We start from the raw sequence: 16,588 nt of genomic DNA on the forward strand, positions 1-16,588 counted from the left end.
GAGGCTGCAAAATTCGCCTGTCGAATCAATGGCGCTTGATCCCGGGGGGCGGCGCGGCTACCCCCTGCGCTATGACTAGCCGCTCTCCCGTTCTCGTTTTCGATCTCGACGGCACATTGGCCGACACCGCCTATGATCTCATCGGCACGCTCAATGTTCTGCTCATGCGCGAGGGACTGACGCCGCTCGCTCTTGAGGCCGGACGGCCGCTTGTCGGCGCCGGCGCGCGGGCGCTGATCGAGCGCGGCTTCGCCCATCAGGGCGCGCAGCTCGATCCGGCGCGCGCCGAGGGGCTGGTGCGCGACTTCCTGGTTTATTACGAGGCGCACATCGCCGACGAAAGCAGGCTGTTCCCCGGCGCCCTCGCGGCGCTCGATCGGTTCAAGGCGGCCGGCTTTCGTCTCGCCGTCTGCACCAATAAGACTGAAGAACTGGCGCGGCTGCTGTTGCAAAAACTCTCGGCGGCGGACCGCTTCGCGGCGATCTGCGGCCGCGGCAGCTTTCCCATGCATAAGCCCGATCCGCGCACGCTTTGGCTGACGGTCGAGGCGGCGGACGGCGACCCAAGGCGCGCGGTGATGGTCGGGGATTCCAAGACCGACATCGACACCGCCCGCGCCGCCGGAACGCCGTCGGTGGCGGTCGATTTCGGCTATACCGAGACGCCGGTCGCGGCGTTTTCGCCCGATCGCGTGATTTCGCATTTCGACGAGCTGTGGGACGCGGTCGCTTCGCTGGAAGAGGCGCTGTTCCAACGCGCGATTGAGGCGTCTTGATCTTTTGAGCCCCGCTTCGCCGTCGAGGCCGGCGCCGCGCAAGTTCCGGGAAAGGTTCGCAATATGGAGAAAATGCACTTCACGCGGATGGACCAGGGCACCGACGAAGACTTTCAGATCCTCAAACAGGTTCACGAGCACACGCTCAAGGAACTGCCGGACCGGCTCTTTGGACTGCTGCGCGATCTTGGCAAGGACACGGCCTATAACATCACGCGCTACGATCATTGTCTGCAATCGGCGACGCGCGCGCTGCGCGACGGCAAGGACGAAGAATATGTGGTCGTCGCGCTGCTGCATGACGCTTGCGAAACGCTTGGACCTTTCAACCATGGCGAGGTGATCGCCGCGATCCTGAGGCCCTTCATCAGCCGCAACAATTACTGGATGCTGGCGCAGCACGGCCTGTTCCAGACCTATTTCTACGCCGCCCACCTCGGGCTCGATCCGAACGCCCGCGACAAATTCAGGTCGGACCCGGCCTATGAGCAGACGATCGAGTTCTGCGCCAAATATGACGAAGTGTCGTTCGATCCCGCCTATAAAAGCGAGCCGCTCTCGACATTCGAGCCGATGGTGCGCCGCGTTCTGTCGAAGGATTGGACCCCGCCGTGAGCGGCCGGGGCGCATCGCCGAGGCTTGAGCCTCGGCGGAGGGCAGGGCGATCTCCGATCTTGACGGAGGGCGCCGGGCTCTCCTACACGAGGGGGATCGATCGCCGATGGCGACGGGCGGCTAGCTCAGCGGGAGAGCACTCCCTTCACACGGGAGGGGTCACAGGTTCAATCCCTGTGCCGCCCACCATTAAGCGCCGCACGGCGAACCTCCCCCTCGTAAGGAGAGGGAGGCTCGCGAGCGGAATCTCTTATTCGGTAGCCTTGTGAACGGCGTCCTTGGCGTTTTTGGCGACTTCCTTCGCCTTGGTCGCCGCGGCATCAAGCGCATCGGCAACGGCGTCCTTGGCCTCGCCGAGCGCCGTCTGGCCCTTCCCCTTCATTTCCTGCAACACGCCCTCGCCTTCCAGTTGGGGAGAGTCGATCACCTTCCCGGCCGCCTGCTTCGCAGACCCTGTCGCTTCATTCAGGGCCCCTTTAAGTTTGTCGCTGGTCGAACTCATGAAAAATTCCTCCTTATGAAGATCGCTACGTGACGATTGCCACGGTCAAGACAAATGAATAACTGCCGTGCTGCGGATATGTTCCGGTTTCGGCCGGTTTATTAGTTGGGCTTCGATGCAGGTGACGATCGTGAGATCGTTCGCTACATTTGAAAGCGCCGACGCCGGAACAGAGGGCCGAAGGCCAACTCAATGCCTGACCTTTCCGCCGCGGCTCCCGGGATCGAGAAGGCGGCCGTCATCTCCGCGTGTGGCGCCTATCGTTACAGCCTCACGCGCAAATGGAGCGATGCGCCGATTTTGCCCTTCGTCATGCTCAATCCGTCGACGGCCGACGCTAAAGAGGACGATCCGACAATTCGTCGCTGCATCGGCTTCGCGCGGCGCGAAGGCGCGGGCGGACTCATCGTCGCCAATCTTTATGCACTGCGTACGCCCTTGCCCGAGGCGCTGTGGTCGGCACGCGATCCGATCGGCCCGAAGAATCAGCGCACGCTCGTTGGCCTCGCGGCGCAAGCGTTCGCTCAGTCGGCGCCCATCGTCTGCGCATGGGGGGCGCTGGCCCGACAAGATCAAATCGACGAGGCGGTCAGGGTGTTTCACGCATCGGGCGCGCGTCTCGCCTGCCTCGGCAGGACGCAGCGCGGCGCGCCGCGCCATCCGCTCTATGTTCGCGCCGACCAGCCGCTGGAGCGTTTTCCGTAAAAAGCCGCGCCGCGCCTGCGCGCTCGGCCTGAAGCCCTCATGCGCAATGTGAAAGCGCCAAGGCCGGAAACAGAGTCCATGCGCCCGCGACGAGAGCCGCGACCGCGAGCATTGTGCTGATGTGCGCGACGAAGGGTGAGGCGGAGCGAAAGAGCGGCGAGCGCAGCCCGACGAGAACGGCGGCGAGAATCAAAAGCGCGACGAAAAACGCAAGCGTCATGGCGGCTTGGAAGAGCGTCGCGCCAGTCACTTGGATGTGTTGCCATCCTGCCGCGCAACCGACGCCTTCCAGCCCATAAAGGGCGCTGAACAAAGCAAGCCACACGAGCATGGCGATGACGATCCGAACGACGTCCTTCATCTGAGATAGCTCGAGAATTGCGTCGCGATGAGACTGGTCGCGGCGACGAAGGCCGCATAATCGGTCCAGAGGCGCACAATGTTGACGTTGGATGTTCGCGGACGCGCCGCGCCGCCGCGCAAGGTTCGGTAAGCGAGCGAGCAAATCGTGATCGCTGCGATCGCAGCATGAATGAGCGCATAGGCGATCATCACAAAAATCGTCGCGCCATAGGCGTAATCCGTCAGTTGGCCTGCGCGCGTTAGCGTCATCGCAAGCGCCGCGATTGTCATTGCGGCGCCGGCGAGGGTGAGGAGAATGCCGAGCGAAGGCGGCGGCGAGCTGCGGGAAACGGCGCGCCCGGCGAGGAGTATGCCGATGACCTCCACTGCTGCGCCGATCAGACCGAGCGCCAGCTCGAGAACGGAGAGCGAGAGCCATTGCGGCGGCGGCCAGTTCGGTCCGACAGTCCAAAGAAAGGCATATCCGAAGAAGAGGGAACCGTAGAGAACGGCGTCTGCGCCAAGCAGGAAGGCGGATCCCCACCAGCCGGGAGACCGATCAGTCTCGATGGCCTGCGGCAGAAGCGTCGCGCGACCGACATTCTGAAGTCCGGTGTGGGTCGCCTCTCTTTGCGACCAGCCCCAGCGCAGCGACAGTCCGACGACGAACAGCAAGGCCAATGGGATGACCCAATAGACTCGTATCAAAGCGCCGAGAAAGCCCGCTCCCGTGAACGCCGCGAGCGTGATGGGCAGCGTCGAATTGCCCGGGAAAATGACCAGAGCTTCAGGCCTTCCGCCCGCCGCATCGACGGTCAACGTCTCGCGCAACTCTCCGCGCGGCGCGCCGAGAAAATATTCGCCGCGGGCGATTTTGTTCGCGAGTTCCGGGTCCCGCGCCAGCGGCTCACGGTCGCCGACAATCGGTATGCTGGCGAAGTTATACGCGGCGGGCGGCGTCGGCATCGCCCATTCCAGCGTCCCGGCGCCCCAAGGATTGCGAGACCCTCGGATCGCGAGAAGCGCATGCAGCGCAATGTCGAAGACCACCATTGCGACGCCGATCGCCATGACGAAAGCGCTGATCGAGGACATCAGATTGATCTCGGTCCAGCCGGCGTTCTCGGGATACCAGGCGATCCGCCGCCGCTGGCCGAGGAGGCCAACCCAATGCATCGCCAGAAAGGCGCCGTTGAATCCCATAAAAATGAGCCAAAAGGCCATCTCGCCGATTCGAAAGAAACGCTTGCGGCCGGTGAGCTGAGGTAGCCAGTAATACAGCCCTGCAAGCATCGGAAAGACGAATCCGCCAAACAGCACATAATGCAGATGAGCGGTGATGAAAGCCGTGTCATGCGCCTGCCAGTCAAACGGCACGATCGCCACCATGACCCCGGTCAGGCCGCCAATGACGAAGGTGAAAAAAAAGCCAATGATGTAAAGCATCGGCAGCGTCAGGCGCGGCTGACCCTTCCATAGCGTGCCAAGCCAGGCGAAAATCTGAATCCCTGTGGGAACCGCGACGAGCGTCGAGGCGGCCGAGAAGAACGCCAGTCCCATATGCGGAATGCCTGTCGCGAACATATGATGCACCCAGAGCCCGAAGCTCAGGAAGGCAAGCGCGACGGCGGCCGCCACCACCCAGCGATAACCAAGCAGCGTTGTGCGCGCCATCACCGGAAGGACTGTGGAGATGACGCCGGCGGCGGGCAGGAAGATGATGTAGACCTCGGGATGGCCGAAGAGCCAAAAGAGGTGCTGCCAGAGCAGGGGACTTCCGCCGAGCGCGGATTCGAAAAAGGGAAAGCCGAAGGCGCGTTCCAATTCGAGCAGAATCGAGCCGAGGATCAACGGCGGAAAGCCCATCAGAATCATCAGCGCGGTGACGAGCGCATACCAGGCGAAGATCGGCATCAGGTCGAGCGACATGCCCGGCGCGCGAAACTTCAGGATCGAGACGCAAATCTCGACGGCCGCGGCGATGGCTGACACTTCGACGAAGGTGACGCCGATGAGCCAGAAGTCGGCGTTGACGCCCGGCGAATGCGCGCTCGAAGACAGGGGCGGATACATGAACCAGCCGCTGTCTGGCGCAAGGCCTGCCAGCAAGGCGAAGACCAGCATCAACCCGCCGAACACGTAACACCAGAAGCCGTAGGCCGTGAGGCGCGGAAAAGCGAGATCGCGCGTGCCCAGCAGTTTCGGCAGCAGATAGACGGCCGCGCCTTCGAACAGCGGAATCGCGAAGAGGAACATCATCACTGTTCCATGCATCGTGAAGATCTGATCGTAGATCGCGGGCGCGACGAACGCCGAACGCGCCGTGGCGAGCTGCGTTCGGATCAACATTGCGAGGACGCCGCCGATCAGAAAGAAGAGCGTCGCGACAAGAAGAAACATTCTCCCGATATCGCTGTGATTGACGGTCGAAATGACGCCTCTCCAGCCGGGCTGGGAAGACCAGATGCGACTGAGGGCGCGATGGCGCGCGAGCGCGTTCATTCTTTTGCGCGCCCGAGAAAAGCGCCCCAGCCCGCCGGATCATGCGCGATCACGGTGAAGGCGTCGCCGCTGTATCCGGGGCCGCTGAATTCCGCGTCGACTCCTTGATATTCTCCCGGCTCCGCGACTTCGATCCTCAGGACGTTCACCTGCCCCGGAATGGCGTCGAGCTTGCCAGCGAGCCGAGGGGCCCAAAAACTGTGGACCACGTCGAGCGAGGTGATCTCGACATCGACGGGTCGGCCGGCCGGGATGTGCAGAACGCCCTGCGTGCGCAGTCCGGCGGCGTCGGCGTAGCCGAAGCTCCAGGACCACTGACGCGCCTCTGCGCGCACCGTCACGACATCGTCGCCGCTTTTGGGAAGAAGCGTTTCCCCCACAACCAGCCCATAGATCAGAAGCGCGGCCAGGGTGGCGAGCGGAAAGGCGAGACCGAGGCCATACAGCCAGAAGCGCTCCTGTCGATGCTCGCTCTGATGAGGGGCAGGGGTTCGCCGATAGGCGATCAGCAGCAGGAGCATCACCAGGGTGAAAATCGCCGCTGACCCCGCCAACATCGTCCACCACAGCGTCGCTATGCGTGCGGCGGCCGGGCCCGCCGGATCAACTGTTGATAGACCTCCGGCGCAACCCGCGACCGCCAGAGGCGTTAAAACGACGAGACGACGCGCGGAGGAACGCCGGTGGCGAACGAACGAAACGGTGAGAAGCGAGGCTTCATTGATCCGATCCAACAGCTTCCAGAATTTTACGAAACCGAATCTCGAGTGGCGGTGCTTGGCCATCCGATCCACGCAATGTCCGTCGCCTTCCCGATCGCGCTGACATTCACTTTGCTTGGCGCCGATCTCCTTTACTGGTGGACAGGCGATGCGTTCTGGGCGCGCGCCGGCGTGTGGTCGGCGGGCGGCGGCTTTCTGCTCGGCCTCTTGGCGGGGCTGTCCGGAACCGCGGAATTGTTGCTTGTCGCCGGCATACGCGCCAGGACCGCGGCTTGGTCGCATTTCATTTTTGCCGTATTGCTGCTCGCGCTTCTCGGCGTGAACTGGGGCTATCGGCTGCACGACTACCAAGCCGTCGTGCTGCCCTACGGACTTCTTTTGTCGATCTTTTGCGTGATCATGGCGTCGGTGACCGGATGGCATGGCGGCAAGCTCGTCTTCGACTATCGGCTGGGCGCCAAAAAGGGGAGCTGACCGCCCTGCGGCTGCGAGAGCCAGTGCGGAAAGCGAAGCTCGCTCAAGTCAGGCTTGTCGAGCACGAGAAACAGGATCGCGAGGATCGGGATAAGCGCCGCGACCGGCTGCAGAACAGGATGCGGCGGCTGATGAAGACCCTGGGTTTCCTCCATCGACGTGACCGTGTGCCCGACCCAGCCATGGGTGAGGACCAGAGCGCCGACGAAGACGAGCTTCAAGAACATCCATGGCGTGAATGCGTCGCGCAGAAAAACCAGCACTGTTCCCGAGGCCACCGCTAGTACTGCGGCGGGCGTTACTCCAAGCGTATAGGCGAAATGCGTATAGCGCCGGATTCGCACATAGTCCGCCTGGCTGATCGCCGGGTCGTGGCGCGACAGCATCAGCGGCAAGGCGATGAGGCCTGCGCACCACAGCGCAAGCGTTAAGATGTGGAACGCCAAGAAATGGGGAACCAGCGGCGTGAGCGGGCCGATCACCGAAGGCGACCCCGGGGTTTCGCGCAGCCAAGCGCCGCTTCAGCATCCGCGCTGCTCGGAGGAAGAATGCACACATCCATGGGCGCGGGGACGACGATCAATGTGCGATTAACCACGGGCGCTTTCGAAAGAAAAATTCAAAACTGTAACGATTGAAGCTGCGCTGTGTTCCCTATCCAGAGCTAATCTTTACGCGAGGCGTGGGCCAAACGCGGCCTGAATGAAGCGAACCGCTGCGTTGAAGCTGATGGCGCAGTTCGATCTTTTGCGCCGGTTCTTACGGCTGCTCCATCAGCTCCTCGGCCGTAAGCCGGGCGAGCGTCTGGGTGCGTTTCTTGGACGCGTAGCTGGGGTAGGCGAGCCAGATGACGCCCGCCAGCAAGATGAACGTCATCGCGCCGAAGAGAAAGGCGTCGTTGAGCGCCAGGATCCCGGCCTGCTGGCGGATGAGCTGCGCCGCCCGGCTGCGCGCCGCATTCGGCGACATGCCCATCGCCTGCATACGCTCCAGGAACGAGGCGAGCAGGTCGAGCGAGGCGAAGCGGCGTCCGCCGAAATGATCGGCGAGGTCGAGCTGATGGAAGGGCGTGCGGCGGAAGACGAGCACGCCGAGCAGCGTGATGCCCATGGCGCCGAACACCGTGCGCAGCATCGCGAGCTCCTCCGCCGCGCGGATCAGTCGTTCGCCGGCGAGTCCGGTCATGGCGAGCGTCGCGAGCGGCGCAAAGAACATCGCAAGAGAGAAGCCGAAGAAGAACATCGGCGTCGTGACACTATCGAAAGAGGCGCTCTTGTCGTAGTGGCCGAGCCACACAAAGGTCACCGCGAGGCCGATGAAATTGAGGAAAATGATGAGTCGCGCATCGACGTTTCTCGTGATCTCATGCACAACGGCGGCGGCGGCCATCGCCAGAAAAATCATGGTCAGATAGACCATGCCGGCGAGCGAAGACGTGTAGCCGAGCAGCACCTGCAGTTGCACGATGAACACCGACAGCAGGCCCTGAATGATCAGAAAGCCGATCAGCGAGCAGAATGTCGCGATCGCGAAATTGCGATGCAGAAATAGCCGTAGATCCAGCGCCGGCCGCCGCTCGCCGAACTCCCAGAAAATGAACATCGGCAAAGCGAGGAGAACGACCAGGAGCAGCCATGCGAGCACGGGCGAGGCGAACCAGTCGAAATCATTGCCCATGTTGAGAATCGTCTGCACGCCGAGCAGCACCGTCGCGAGCAGAATGAAGCCGATCGTGTCGAAGCGCGTCATGCGGCGCTCAAAGCCGCGCCGGTGGAACAGCGCCCAGATAACGGCCGCCGCTGGCAGCGCGACCACGACGTTGGAATAAAACAGCCAGCGCCAGTTGAAATATTCAGCCCAGAAGCCGCCCATGAAGACGCCGATGGTGAAGGGCGCCATGCTCATGACGCCCCAAAAGCCGACGCCGAGCGTGCGCTGATCATCGCGATATTGCCCAAGCGTCACCGATTGCGCGAGCGGAAGGGCGACGCCGCCAATCAGGCCGAGCAGAAAGCGCATCGGCGCGAAAAACCAGATCGTCTCGCTCGCCGCGCACATCAGGGAAACGGCCGCGTAGGCGACAAGGGCGCCCACCAGCACGCGATAGGCGCCAAGCCGACCTGAAAGCCACCGCGATAACGGAAGGCCGAGTGCGATGCCGACCATATGGTCGGTCGTCGCCCACGTGCCGTAGCTCGGCGTCACGCCCTCGAGGCTTCCGGCGGCGTAGGGCGCGAGCACCGTGTAGCCGGGCACATTCGACAACATGACGACATTCGCCGCGCCCGCCGCGACGTTGAGCAGCAGGAATCGCCAGCCTTTCATGCGCTCTGTTTCGTTCACGATCCTTCTGCTCCGGACGGACGCACGAACTCACTTCGATGCTTCAGCAGTTTAGAAAGGCGAAGCTTCATCCGTTTGCTCATTTGCGTGTGCGAGTCATCGCTGAAAAAAGCGCTTTTATCACGAAGCTTCTGGGCGCCAGAATCCCCAAAAGCTTGCCAATAAGCCGCGGCATGGTCATACAAGCCGCCTGCAAGAGGAGAAGGCGCATGACGGGCATATGGTTTCAGGTCGCGCTCATCTTGGGCCTTGCGCTCATCTCCGCGATGATCGCCGCGAGATTTCGTATCTCGACCGCGTTGACCGAAATCATCGTTGGCATGTGCGCGCGAACGCTGTTCGCCGCGACTGTCGGCGTCGAAATCTTCAGCGCCCAGGAGCCTTGGGTCAAGACGCTCGCCGGACTTGGCGCCATCGCGCTGACGTTTCTCGCGGGCGCCGAACTTGATCCCGACGTCTTCAAACTGAAGTGGAAGGAGGCTGCGTCGGTCGGCGCTGCGAGCTTCCTCGCGCCCGCCATCGGCTGCTGGGCGGTCGCCTATTATCTGCTGGGTTGGGAGAGTTCGCCGGCGCTGCTTGCCGGCATCGCGCTCGCCGCCACCTCCGTCGCCGTGGTCTATACGGTGATGATGGAATATGGCTTTAACCGCACCGACTTCGGCAAGACGATTCTCGCCGCCTGTTTCATCACCGATCTCGGCACGGTCGTGACGCTCGGCCTCGTATTCGCGCCCTTCACCTGGAAGACCGCCGTGTTCGTCGCAGCGGTCGGCGTGGCGTTCGTCGGATTGCCGCGGGCGACGCCTGTGATCTTTGCGAAGTTCGGCGGGCGCCCCTCCGAATTCGAGACAAAATTCCTGTTCTTCGCGCTGATGGCGCTCGGCGCGCTCGCGACCTGGGCCGGGAGCGAAGGCGTCTTGCCGGCCTATCTGATTGGCATGGCGCTCGCGGGCTGCGTCGGGCGCGACCATGCGCTCATTCGCAAGATTCGGGCGGTGACCATCGGCCTGCTGACGCCCTTCTATTTCATCCGCGCCGGATATTTTGTCTCCATCCCGGCCGTTCTCGCCGCGCCGCTTGGCGTCGCCGCCTTTCTTGCCGTCGAGATGGCGACCAAGATCGTCAGCGTCTATCCCGTGGCGCGCCGATTCGGATCGCCGCACAAGGACGCCATGTATACGACGCTGCTGATGGCCTCCGGCCTCACATTCGGCACGATTTCGGCGCTTTTCGGCCTGTCAAACAATATCATCGACGAAAACCAATATTCGACGCTCGTCGCCGCGATCATCGCGACGGCGATCGTGCCCACAATGATTGCGAACAGTCTTTATTTGCCGCGGCATTGGCTGCCCCGAGAGACGGCTCCGCTGCGCGTCCATTCCGCGGAGCCGGAGAAGGAGTCCGTCCTGGAAGGATAAATGCGACTTGATTCCCGGCGGGCGCGATGCAATCAACGTCCCTATTGTCGCTCGAGGAAGCGCGCCTGGCGAGTGGCGCGCCTGCGGTACGCCTCGAAGCGTGGACAACAGGAAGGACAATCTGAATGCGCATCATTCTGAGGCTATCGGCTATTCTGGCTCTTTTTGCGCTCACGCCGGCTTTCGCTCAAGGCACGCCCGAACAGCGCGAGGCCTGTGAAGGCGACGCGAATCGCGTCTGCGAGGCGTATATTCCGGACGCCGTCGCCATCGAGCGATGCCTGAGAGCCAATGCGGGATCGATCAGCGCCGCCTGCAAAGCCGAACTCGGCCTCGCGTCGGCCGGCGGCAAAAAGCGCAGGCGCTAACAACGCGCGGCGCAACGCGTCGCCGCGCCCTCAATCCGCGCCTTACACATCATCAGGTCGCGACGGCGAGCCGTCTTTCGGCGAGCCGCGCGGCCTCGGCGCCCGACAACATCGCGCCGTTGAAGCCATGCTCGCCGCCGAAAGCCGAGGCGAGATAGAGTCCGGCGATCGGCGTTTGGGGCGTGCGTGGAAATCCCATCAGGATCGGTTCTTCAGCGGGCAGCGCCGCAAAGCCGTATACCGCCCCTTCCGGCGTGTTGAGATAGCTCGCCATCGAATAGGCGTTGAGCAGCATCCGCGTCGTGACCAGACCGGAAAAGCCGGGATAGTCGCGCTCGAGAGAAGCCTGTATGGCGTCGAGCCAGCGCTCGCGGCGCGCAAGCGCCGCGTCGCGCGGCAGATCGCGCCAGTTGTCGATGCGATCCAGGCCGAGCACGCTGACGAGGATCGGCGGCTCGTCCCAAAGACCTGAGTCGACCGCGGTGAAATTGGCGATCGTATGGAGGGGCAATGCCCCCTTGGGATCTTCCGCCATCGCGCCGGCGCCATCGCCATATTGATCGAAGCGCCGCATGTCGGGCGGCATGACGACCGTCGTGAAATTCGTCAGCCCAACCGTGGAGGGTTTCGCGCTCAAGCCGAAATTGGCTGAAAACAGCGAGGTCGAAAGCCGGCGGGACCCGAAGGTCTCCTCCATTTTCGCGCGCGCTGGCGCGTCCATCATCGCCGCCGCCTCCGACGGCGCGCAATTCGCCATCGCCACGCGCGCTTCAATGCGTTCCTCGCTGTCGCCGGCGCGCCGCGCGACATGGCGGATGGCGACCACATTGCCGTCCGCGTCTGTCTCGATGGCGTTGACCTGCCGGCCCATGCGCACGACGCCGCCGCTCTTGGTGATGCACTTGGCGAGCTTCAGGCTCAACTGTCGCGAGCCGCCTTTAATATAGGCGCCGCCGGAAGCGATATAGCCGCCCTGCGCGAGCGCGTAGAAAATCCACCACAGCCGGCGTGGGTCGTCGCCGTAATAGGCGAGATTGGCGCCCAGCGCGCATTTCAGGGCCTCGCAGCCGGCGAAATCCCGCTCCATGATTTCGTGCAATGAATTCTGCCAGCCGGCGGCGGCCGGCGCGACTTCCCAAAGTCCGCGCGCCAATTTGGCGAAGGAGCTTTCCTCGCGGGCCTGTTTCAAGGTCCACAGCGCGTCGTGAATCTGCTCGACTTCGCCGAGAAATCTTTGAATGGCGGCGCGTTTGTCGGGGAAGCGGGCGGCGAGCGCCTCATAGGCGGGGGCAAAGCCGAAAGGCAGTTCGAAGGGCTCGCCGACCGGGCCGCCGCGCACCGTATAGAGAGCGCCGGTGGGCAGCCATTCGATTTCGTCGAGAATCCCCAGCCGGCGCAGGATGTCGTGCTTCACGTCGCGGGGGTTGCGCGCGTCGGACGTCTGATGAAGCGAGGCTTCCACGGTCAGCGGACCGACCTTATAGACCGACGCCGCGCCGCCCAGGCTGAAATTGCGTTCGAGCAGGCAGACGCTGTAGCCGGCATGCGCAAGCAGCGCGCCCGCCGTCAATCCGCCCAGTCCCGAGCCGATCACCACGGCGTCGAATTTCTTGTCGCTCATTCCGAATCGTCTTTGCCGCTGAAAGATCGCCACTCTATCCCGCCACGCCCCTCTGGCGAAAGGCGGCGGGCGATACAAGATAGGACCCAGCCCAAGAATCTCAGACAAGGCGCTGGCGATGGCCGATGCGAACTTCCCCGTAACCCACACCGACGCCGAATGGCGCGCGCTTCTCACGCCCGAGCAATATGAGGTCATGCGCGGGCATGGCACCGAACGGCCGGGAAGCTGCGCGCTCAATCATGAAAAGCGTCGCGGCGCGTTCAACTGCGCTGGCTGCGGCCAGCCATTGTTTCGCTCGGGCGAGAAGTTCGAAAGCGGCACCGGCTGGCCGAGTTTCTTCGATCCGCTTCCCGGCGCGCTCGGCTCGACGGTCGATCGCAGCTATGGCATGGTGCGCACGGAAGTGCATTGCAGCCGATGCGGCTCGCATCTCGGGCATGTCTTCAACGATGGCCCGCCGCCGACCGGCTTGCGCTATTGCATCAATGGCGTCGCGCTCGATTTTCAGCCAGAATAGGCGTCAAAAGACTATCGGCCTTCGTGATCGCCCGATAGAGTCAAGGCTGCGACGCTGACTGCGACAAATTTTTTTCTAAGGATGTCGCAACGCATGCAGCGCCTGCCGGCTTGCGGTTTCTTCGGATAGGTAAGGATGGGGCTCGGTTTCTCCCCAGCGCAAGCGGCGAGCCTGTCCAGACCCGTCGCATCAGCTTTTCGGCCGTGTAGGAAACTTCACAATTCTTGAGCGAATGCGCGCATTGACCGATGTGCGCGTAGCCTGTCTCTTCCTGTTCTAACGGGTAGGTGAAGGATAGGCGGTCGGCCCGGCTTGTCGAATAAGCGATTCGCCTCGCGCGTGTGTCGCGCGAGCGGGAGCCGCATCGCGGCGCCCATGACGTCGTCGCGCCGCTGGCGGCTCTGCCGGCTTGACGATCAATTTTGATTCCCGTCATACGAGGTGTCCGCAAATGAATTTTCAGTAAGCGGATTCATGCGCGCGTCGGCTCGTTGCGGCGAACCGCGGGCCTTGATGCGCGAATTGGAGAAAACGACGGTCGCAAAAAAGGCTGCAGCCTGCATCGGCAGGATTTCAGCCCGGTCGGCCGAGAGCGGGATCGGCGGCGCCGACGCTCGGTTCTCGACGAACGAAAAAAACGAATTCTGGGCTTGTGCGACGCAGGCCTGATAGGGAGTGGACTGCATGTCAGAACGGTCAGCCGCCGCGCCGGGCGCGAGCGGAAAGGACAACCAGCATCTTGCGCCGAAGTCCGACATCGAGATTTCGCAGGCCGCCAAGATGCGGCCGATTATCGACGTCGCGCGCGACAAGCTCGGCATCCCGGCCGAACATGTGCAGCCCTACGGCCACTACAAGGGCAAGATTTCCCTCGACTACATCTCCTCGCTCGACAGCCAGGCCGACGGCAAGCTGATCCTCGTCACGGCGATCACGCCCACACCCGCCGGCGAAGGCAAGACGACGACGACCGTCGGCCTCACGGACGGTCTCAATCACATCGGCAAAAAGGCGCTGTGCTGTCTGCGCGAGCCCTCGCTCGGTCCCTGTTTCGGCGTTAAGGGCGGCGCCGCCGGCGGCGGCTATGCGCAGGTCGTGCCGATGGAGGACATCAACCTCCACTTCACCGGCGACTTCCACGCCATCGGCGCGGCGAACAATCTGCTCGCGGCGCTGATCGACAATCACATCTATTGGGGCGGCGAGCCCAAGATCGATTCGCGCCGCGTTGCATGGCGGCGCGTCGTCGACATGAACGACCGCGCATTGCGCTCGATCGTGTCGTCTCTCGGCGGAGTTTCGAACGGCTTCGCCCGCGAGGACGGATTCGACATCACCGTCGCTTCGGAAGTGATGGCGATCTTCTGCCTAGCTTCGGACTTCGCCGATCTGCAGCGGCGGCTCGGCGACATTATCGTCGGCCAGACCCGCGACAAGAAAAGCGTGCGCGCCTCGGAAGTGAAGGCGGCGGGCTCCATGGCCGCGCTGCTCAAGGACGCGATCGCGCCCAATCTCGTGCAGACCTTGGAGAACAACCCGGCCATCATCCACGGCGGGCCTTTCGCCAATATCGCGCATGGCTGCAATTCGGTGATCGCGACGAAGGCCGGCCTGAAGCTCGCCGACTACGTCGTGACGGAGGCGGGCTTCGGCGCCGATCTCGGCGCGGAGAAATTCTTCGACATCAAGTGCCGCAAGGCGGGCCTCAAGCCCGACATCACGGTGATCGTCGCGACGATTCGCGCGCTCAAGATGCATGGCGGCGTCGCCAAGGACGATCTGAAGGCCGAGAATGTCGCGGCGGTCGAGAAGGGCTTCGAGAATCTGAAGCGCCATATCGGCAATGTCCGCAAATTCGGCGTGCCGGTGCTTGTTTCGATCAATAAGTTCTCGTCGGATACGGCGGCCGAGATGGCGGCGCTCGACAAGCTCTGCAAGGTGGAAGGCGTCGAATGCGTCGTCGCCGACAATTGGGGCTCCGGCGGCGCCGGCGCGGCGGATCTCGCCAGGGCGGTCGTCAACACCATCGAGACGCAGCCCTCGAACTTCAAGCCGCTGTATCCGGACGACATGCCGCTTGCCGAGAAGGTGCGCACGATCGCCAAGGAACTCTACGGCGCCGCCGATATCTCCTATGATTCGAGCATCAAGGCGCGCTTTGCCGAACTGGAGAAGGAAGGCTTCGGCAACTTCCCGGTCTGCATCGCCAAGACGCAATACAGCTTCTCGACGGATCCAAACGCCAAAGGCGCGCCTTCGGCCTTCACGATCCCGATCCGCGAATTGCGCCTCTCCGCGGGCGCCGAGTTCATCGTGGTGGTGTGCGGCGACATCATGACGATGCCGGGACTGCCGAAGGTCCCAGCCGCCAACAACATCTACGTTGACGAATCCGGCCGTATCGCCGGCCTGTTCTAGCGCGTTCCCGGCGTCATCGACGCCGCGCCATCTGAAACCCGCCGCTCGAAAGGAGCTTGAGAATGTTGAATTCCAGAATTCCCGGCAGGAACTTCCTGTTTGTGCCGGGCCCGACCAATCTGCCCGACCGCATCGTGCGCGCCATGTCGGTCGCGTCCGAAGACCATCGCTCGCCGACGTTCCCTGACCTGGTCAAGCCGCTCTTCCCCGGCCTGAAGAAGGTCTTCGGCACGGAAAAGGGCCACGCCTTCATTTTCCCGGCGTCCGGCACCGGCGGCTGGGAAGCCGCGATCACCAACACGCTGTCGCCCGGCGACAAGGTTCTGGCGCAGCGCTTCGGCCAGTTCTCCCACCTGTGGATTGATCTGTGCAAGCGCCAGGGCCTGGACGTCGTCGTGCAGGAGCGCGAGTGGGGCACCGGCAATGATCCGGAGCTGATTGAAGAGACGCTGAAGGCCGACAAGAATCATGAGATCAAGGCCGTTCTCGCTACGCATAATGAGACGGCGACCGGCGTGACCTCGGACATCGCCGCGGTGCGCAAGGCGATGGACAACGCCAAGCATCCGGCGATGCTCTTCGTCGACGGCGTCTCCTCCGTCGCCTCGCTTGAATTTAAGATGGACGAATGGGGAGTCGACGTGATCGTCTCCGGCTCGCAGAAGGGCTTCATGCTGCCTGCCGGCCTGTTGCTGATGGCGGCGAGCCCGAAAGCGATCGAAATGGGCAAGACCAACAAGGGTCGCCGCGCTTACTTTGAATTCCAGGACATGATCGCCCAGAACGCGAACGGCTATTTCCCTTATACGCCCTCCGTGCCGCTGCTCTATGGCCTCAAGGAATCGCTCTCGATTCTGTTCGAGGAAGGCCTCGATCAGGTCTACAAGCGCCACCACCACCTCGCCGAGGGCTGTCGCGCCGCGGTCGCGGCCTGGGGCCTCAAGTGCTGCGCGAAGGAGCCGAAGTGGAATTCCGACACCGTCACCGCCATTGTGGTGCCGGAAGGCTATGACGCCGCCAAAGTCATCGAGACCGCCTACAAGCGCTACAACCTCGCGCTCGGCGCCGGCCTCTCGGAAGTCGCGGGCAAGGTGTTCCGCATCGGCCATCTCGGCGACTTGAACGAGCTGATGCTGCTTGGCGCCATCGCAGGCGCAGAAATGGCGATGCTCGACCATGGCATCAAGTTGACGCCCGGCTCCGGCGTCGCGGCGGCGCAGGCGGTCTACCGCGCCAATCCGATGCTCAAGATGTAAATC

General features: G+C 63.0%; 16 protein-coding genes and 1 tRNA gene. 10 read left to right on the forward strand and 7 right to left on the reverse strand.

The window, feature by feature from the left end:
- Positions 1–71: 71 nt before the first annotated feature.
- The 3 genes from HUN39_RS01980 (at position 72) to HUN39_RS01990 (ending at position 1,580) form a co-directional block, all read left to right on the forward strand.
- Positions 72–776: an HAD family hydrolase gene (locus HUN39_RS01980; RefSeq protein ID WP_175092846.1), complete on the forward strand. Its 705-nt coding sequence runs from the start codon at positions 72–74 to the stop codon at positions 774–776.
- Positions 777–848: 72 nt separating this feature from the next.
- Positions 849–1,391, forward strand: coding sequence for an HD domain-containing protein (locus tag HUN39_RS01985; protein WP_232365859.1), 543 nt, complete (start codon positions 849–851; stop codon positions 1,389–1,391).
- A 114-nt stretch (positions 1,392–1,505) separates the two neighbouring features.
- Positions 1,506–1,580: transfer RNA gene (locus HUN39_RS01990), tRNA-Val, on the forward strand.
- Between the two features lie 61 nt (positions 1,581–1,641).
- On the opposite strand, the gene HUN39_RS01995 is transcribed toward HUN39_RS01990, so the two are convergent.
- Positions 1,642–1,893 carry a CsbD family protein gene (locus tag HUN39_RS01995; protein ID WP_175092848.1) on the reverse strand — a complete coding sequence of 84 codons (252 nt, stop codon included), beginning with the start codon at positions 1,891–1,893 and terminating at the stop codon, positions 1,642–1,644.
- 192 nt (positions 1,894–2,085) lie between these two features.
- Here HUN39_RS01995 and HUN39_RS02000 point away from each other — a divergent pair, with 192 nt between their 5' ends.
- Positions 2,086–2,598, forward strand: a complete 513-nt coding sequence (locus HUN39_RS02000) for a DUF1643 domain-containing protein (protein WP_175092849.1) — start codon at positions 2,086–2,088, stop codon at positions 2,596–2,598.
- A gap of 37 nt (positions 2,599–2,635) precedes the next feature.
- Here the strand turns inward: HUN39_RS02000 and HUN39_RS02005 are convergent, their stop codons facing one another.
- Genes HUN39_RS02005 through HUN39_RS02015 form a run of 3 tightly spaced genes read right to left on the reverse strand, consistent with a single transcriptional unit; the run spans position 2,636 to position 5,999 of the window.
- Positions 2,636–2,959, reverse strand: coding sequence for a hypothetical protein (locus HUN39_RS02005; protein WP_175092850.1), 324 nt, complete (start codon positions 2,957–2,959; stop codon positions 2,636–2,638).
- The gene (gene ctaD / locus HUN39_RS02010) at positions 2,956–5,442 is read right to left on the reverse strand and encodes a cytochrome c oxidase subunit I (RefSeq protein WP_175092851.1); all 2,487 of its coding nucleotides are present in this window, start codon (positions 5,440–5,442) and stop codon (positions 2,956–2,958) included. The genes HUN39_RS02005 and ctaD overlap by 4 nt, the downstream gene beginning before the upstream one ends.
- Complete coding sequence (locus tag HUN39_RS02015) at positions 5,439–5,999, reverse strand: cytochrome c oxidase subunit II (RefSeq protein ID WP_175092852.1); 561 nt, start codon at positions 5,997–5,999, stop codon at positions 5,439–5,441. Before HUN39_RS02015 ends, ctaD begins: the two co-directional genes overlap by 4 nt.
- A 126-nt stretch (positions 6,000–6,125) precedes the next feature.
- Here HUN39_RS02015 and HUN39_RS02020 point away from each other — a divergent pair, with 126 nt between their 5' ends.
- Positions 6,126–6,638 (forward strand): DUF2231 domain-containing protein, encoded by a 513-nt coding sequence (locus HUN39_RS02020; protein WP_175092853.1) that lies wholly within the window; start codon positions 6,126–6,128, stop codon positions 6,636–6,638.
- On the opposite strand, the gene HUN39_RS02025 is transcribed toward HUN39_RS02020, so the two are convergent.
- Entirely contained in the window at positions 6,608–7,120 is a 513-nt protein-coding gene (locus HUN39_RS02025; RefSeq protein ID WP_175092854.1) for a CopD family protein, read from the reverse strand. The genes HUN39_RS02020 and HUN39_RS02025 overlap by 31 nt on opposite strands.
- A gap of 277 nt (positions 7,121–7,397) precedes the next feature.
- A complete protein-coding gene (locus HUN39_RS02030) occupies positions 7,398–8,981 on the reverse strand; it encodes an MFS transporter (RefSeq protein WP_332310706.1) in 1,584 nt (527 codons plus the stop codon).
- A gap of 209 nt (positions 8,982–9,190) precedes the next feature.
- Between HUN39_RS02030 and HUN39_RS02035 the strand changes: the two genes are divergently transcribed.
- Together HUN39_RS02035 and HUN39_RS02040 are read left to right on the forward strand one after the other, a co-directional pair.
- Entirely contained in the window at positions 9,191–10,402 is a 1,212-nt protein-coding gene (locus HUN39_RS02035; protein ID WP_175092855.1) for a cation:proton antiporter, read from the forward strand.
- A gap of 125 nt (positions 10,403–10,527) precedes the next feature.
- The gene (locus HUN39_RS02040) at positions 10,528–10,770 is read left to right on the forward strand and encodes a hypothetical protein (protein WP_175092856.1); all 243 of its coding nucleotides are present in this window, start codon (positions 10,528–10,530) and stop codon (positions 10,768–10,770) included.
- 52 nt (positions 10,771–10,822) lie between these two features.
- Here the strand turns inward: HUN39_RS02040 and HUN39_RS02045 are convergent, their stop codons facing one another.
- The gene (locus HUN39_RS02045; RefSeq protein WP_175092857.1) at positions 10,823–12,391 is read right to left on the reverse strand and encodes a phytoene desaturase family protein; all 1,569 of its coding nucleotides are present in this window, start codon (positions 12,389–12,391) and stop codon (positions 10,823–10,825) included.
- 118 nt (positions 12,392–12,509) lie between these two features.
- Here HUN39_RS02045 and msrB point away from each other — a divergent pair, with 118 nt between their 5' ends.
- The 3 genes from msrB (at position 12,510) to HUN39_RS02060 (ending at position 16,585) form a co-directional block, all read left to right on the forward strand.
- Entirely contained in the window at positions 12,510–12,911 is a 402-nt protein-coding gene (gene msrB, locus HUN39_RS02050; RefSeq protein WP_175092858.1) for a peptide-methionine (R)-S-oxide reductase MsrB, read from the forward strand.
- A 684-nt stretch (positions 12,912–13,595) separates the two neighbouring features.
- A complete protein-coding gene (locus HUN39_RS02055) occupies positions 13,596–15,329 on the forward strand; it encodes a formate--tetrahydrofolate ligase (RefSeq protein WP_175092859.1) in 1,734 nt (577 codons plus the stop codon).
- Between the two features lie 62 nt (positions 15,330–15,391).
- Positions 15,392–16,585 carry an aminotransferase class V-fold PLP-dependent enzyme gene (locus HUN39_RS02060; RefSeq protein WP_175092860.1) on the forward strand — a complete coding sequence of 398 codons (1,194 nt, stop codon included), beginning with the start codon at positions 15,392–15,394 and terminating at the stop codon, positions 16,583–16,585.
- Positions 16,586–16,588 lie beyond the last annotated feature (3 nt).

This window comes from Methylocystis silviterrae (assembly GCF_013350005.1).
GTDB lineage: Bacteria > Pseudomonadota > Alphaproteobacteria > Rhizobiales > Beijerinckiaceae > Methylocystis > Methylocystis silviterrae.

Excerpts from the sequence above, each read along its gene's own strand:
- HUN39_RS01980 (WP_175092846.1), top strand. The coding sequence starts at position 72 with ATGACTAGCCGCTCTCCCGTTCTCGTTTTCGATCTCGACGGCACATTG.
- HUN39_RS01985 (WP_232365859.1), top strand. The coding sequence starts at position 849 with ATGCACTTCACGCGGATGGACCAGGGCACCGACGAAGACTTTCAGATC.
- HUN39_RS01995 (WP_175092848.1), bottom strand. The coding sequence starts at position 1,893 with ATGAGTTCGACCAGCGACAAACTTAAAGGGGCCCTGAATGAAGCGACA.
- HUN39_RS02000 (WP_175092849.1), top strand. The coding sequence starts at position 2,086 with ATGCCTGACCTTTCCGCCGCGGCTCCCGGGATCGAGAAGGCGGCCGTC.
- HUN39_RS02005 (WP_175092850.1), bottom strand. The coding sequence starts at position 2,959 with ATGAAGGACGTCGTTCGGATCGTCATCGCCATGCTCGTGTGGCTTGCT.
- ctaD (WP_175092851.1), bottom strand. The coding sequence starts at position 5,442 with ATGAACGCGCTCGCGCGCCATCGCGCCCTCAGTCGCATCTGGTCTTCC.
- HUN39_RS02015 (WP_175092852.1), bottom strand. The coding sequence starts at position 5,999 with ATGTTGGCGGGGTCAGCGGCGATTTTCACCCTGGTGATGCTCCTGCTG.
- HUN39_RS02035 (WP_175092855.1), top strand. The coding sequence starts at position 9,191 with ATGACGGGCATATGGTTTCAGGTCGCGCTCATCTTGGGCCTTGCGCTC.
- HUN39_RS02040 (WP_175092856.1), top strand. The coding sequence starts at position 10,528 with ATGCGCATCATTCTGAGGCTATCGGCTATTCTGGCTCTTTTTGCGCTC.
- HUN39_RS02045 (WP_175092857.1), bottom strand. The coding sequence starts at position 12,391 with ATGAGCGACAAGAAATTCGACGCCGTGGTGATCGGCTCGGGACTGGGC.
- msrB (WP_175092858.1), top strand. The coding sequence starts at position 12,510 with ATGGCCGATGCGAACTTCCCCGTAACCCACACCGACGCCGAATGGCGC.
- HUN39_RS02055 (WP_175092859.1), top strand. The coding sequence starts at position 13,596 with ATGTCAGAACGGTCAGCCGCCGCGCCGGGCGCGAGCGGAAAGGACAAC.
- HUN39_RS02060 (WP_175092860.1), top strand. The coding sequence starts at position 15,392 with ATGTTGAATTCCAGAATTCCCGGCAGGAACTTCCTGTTTGTGCCGGGC.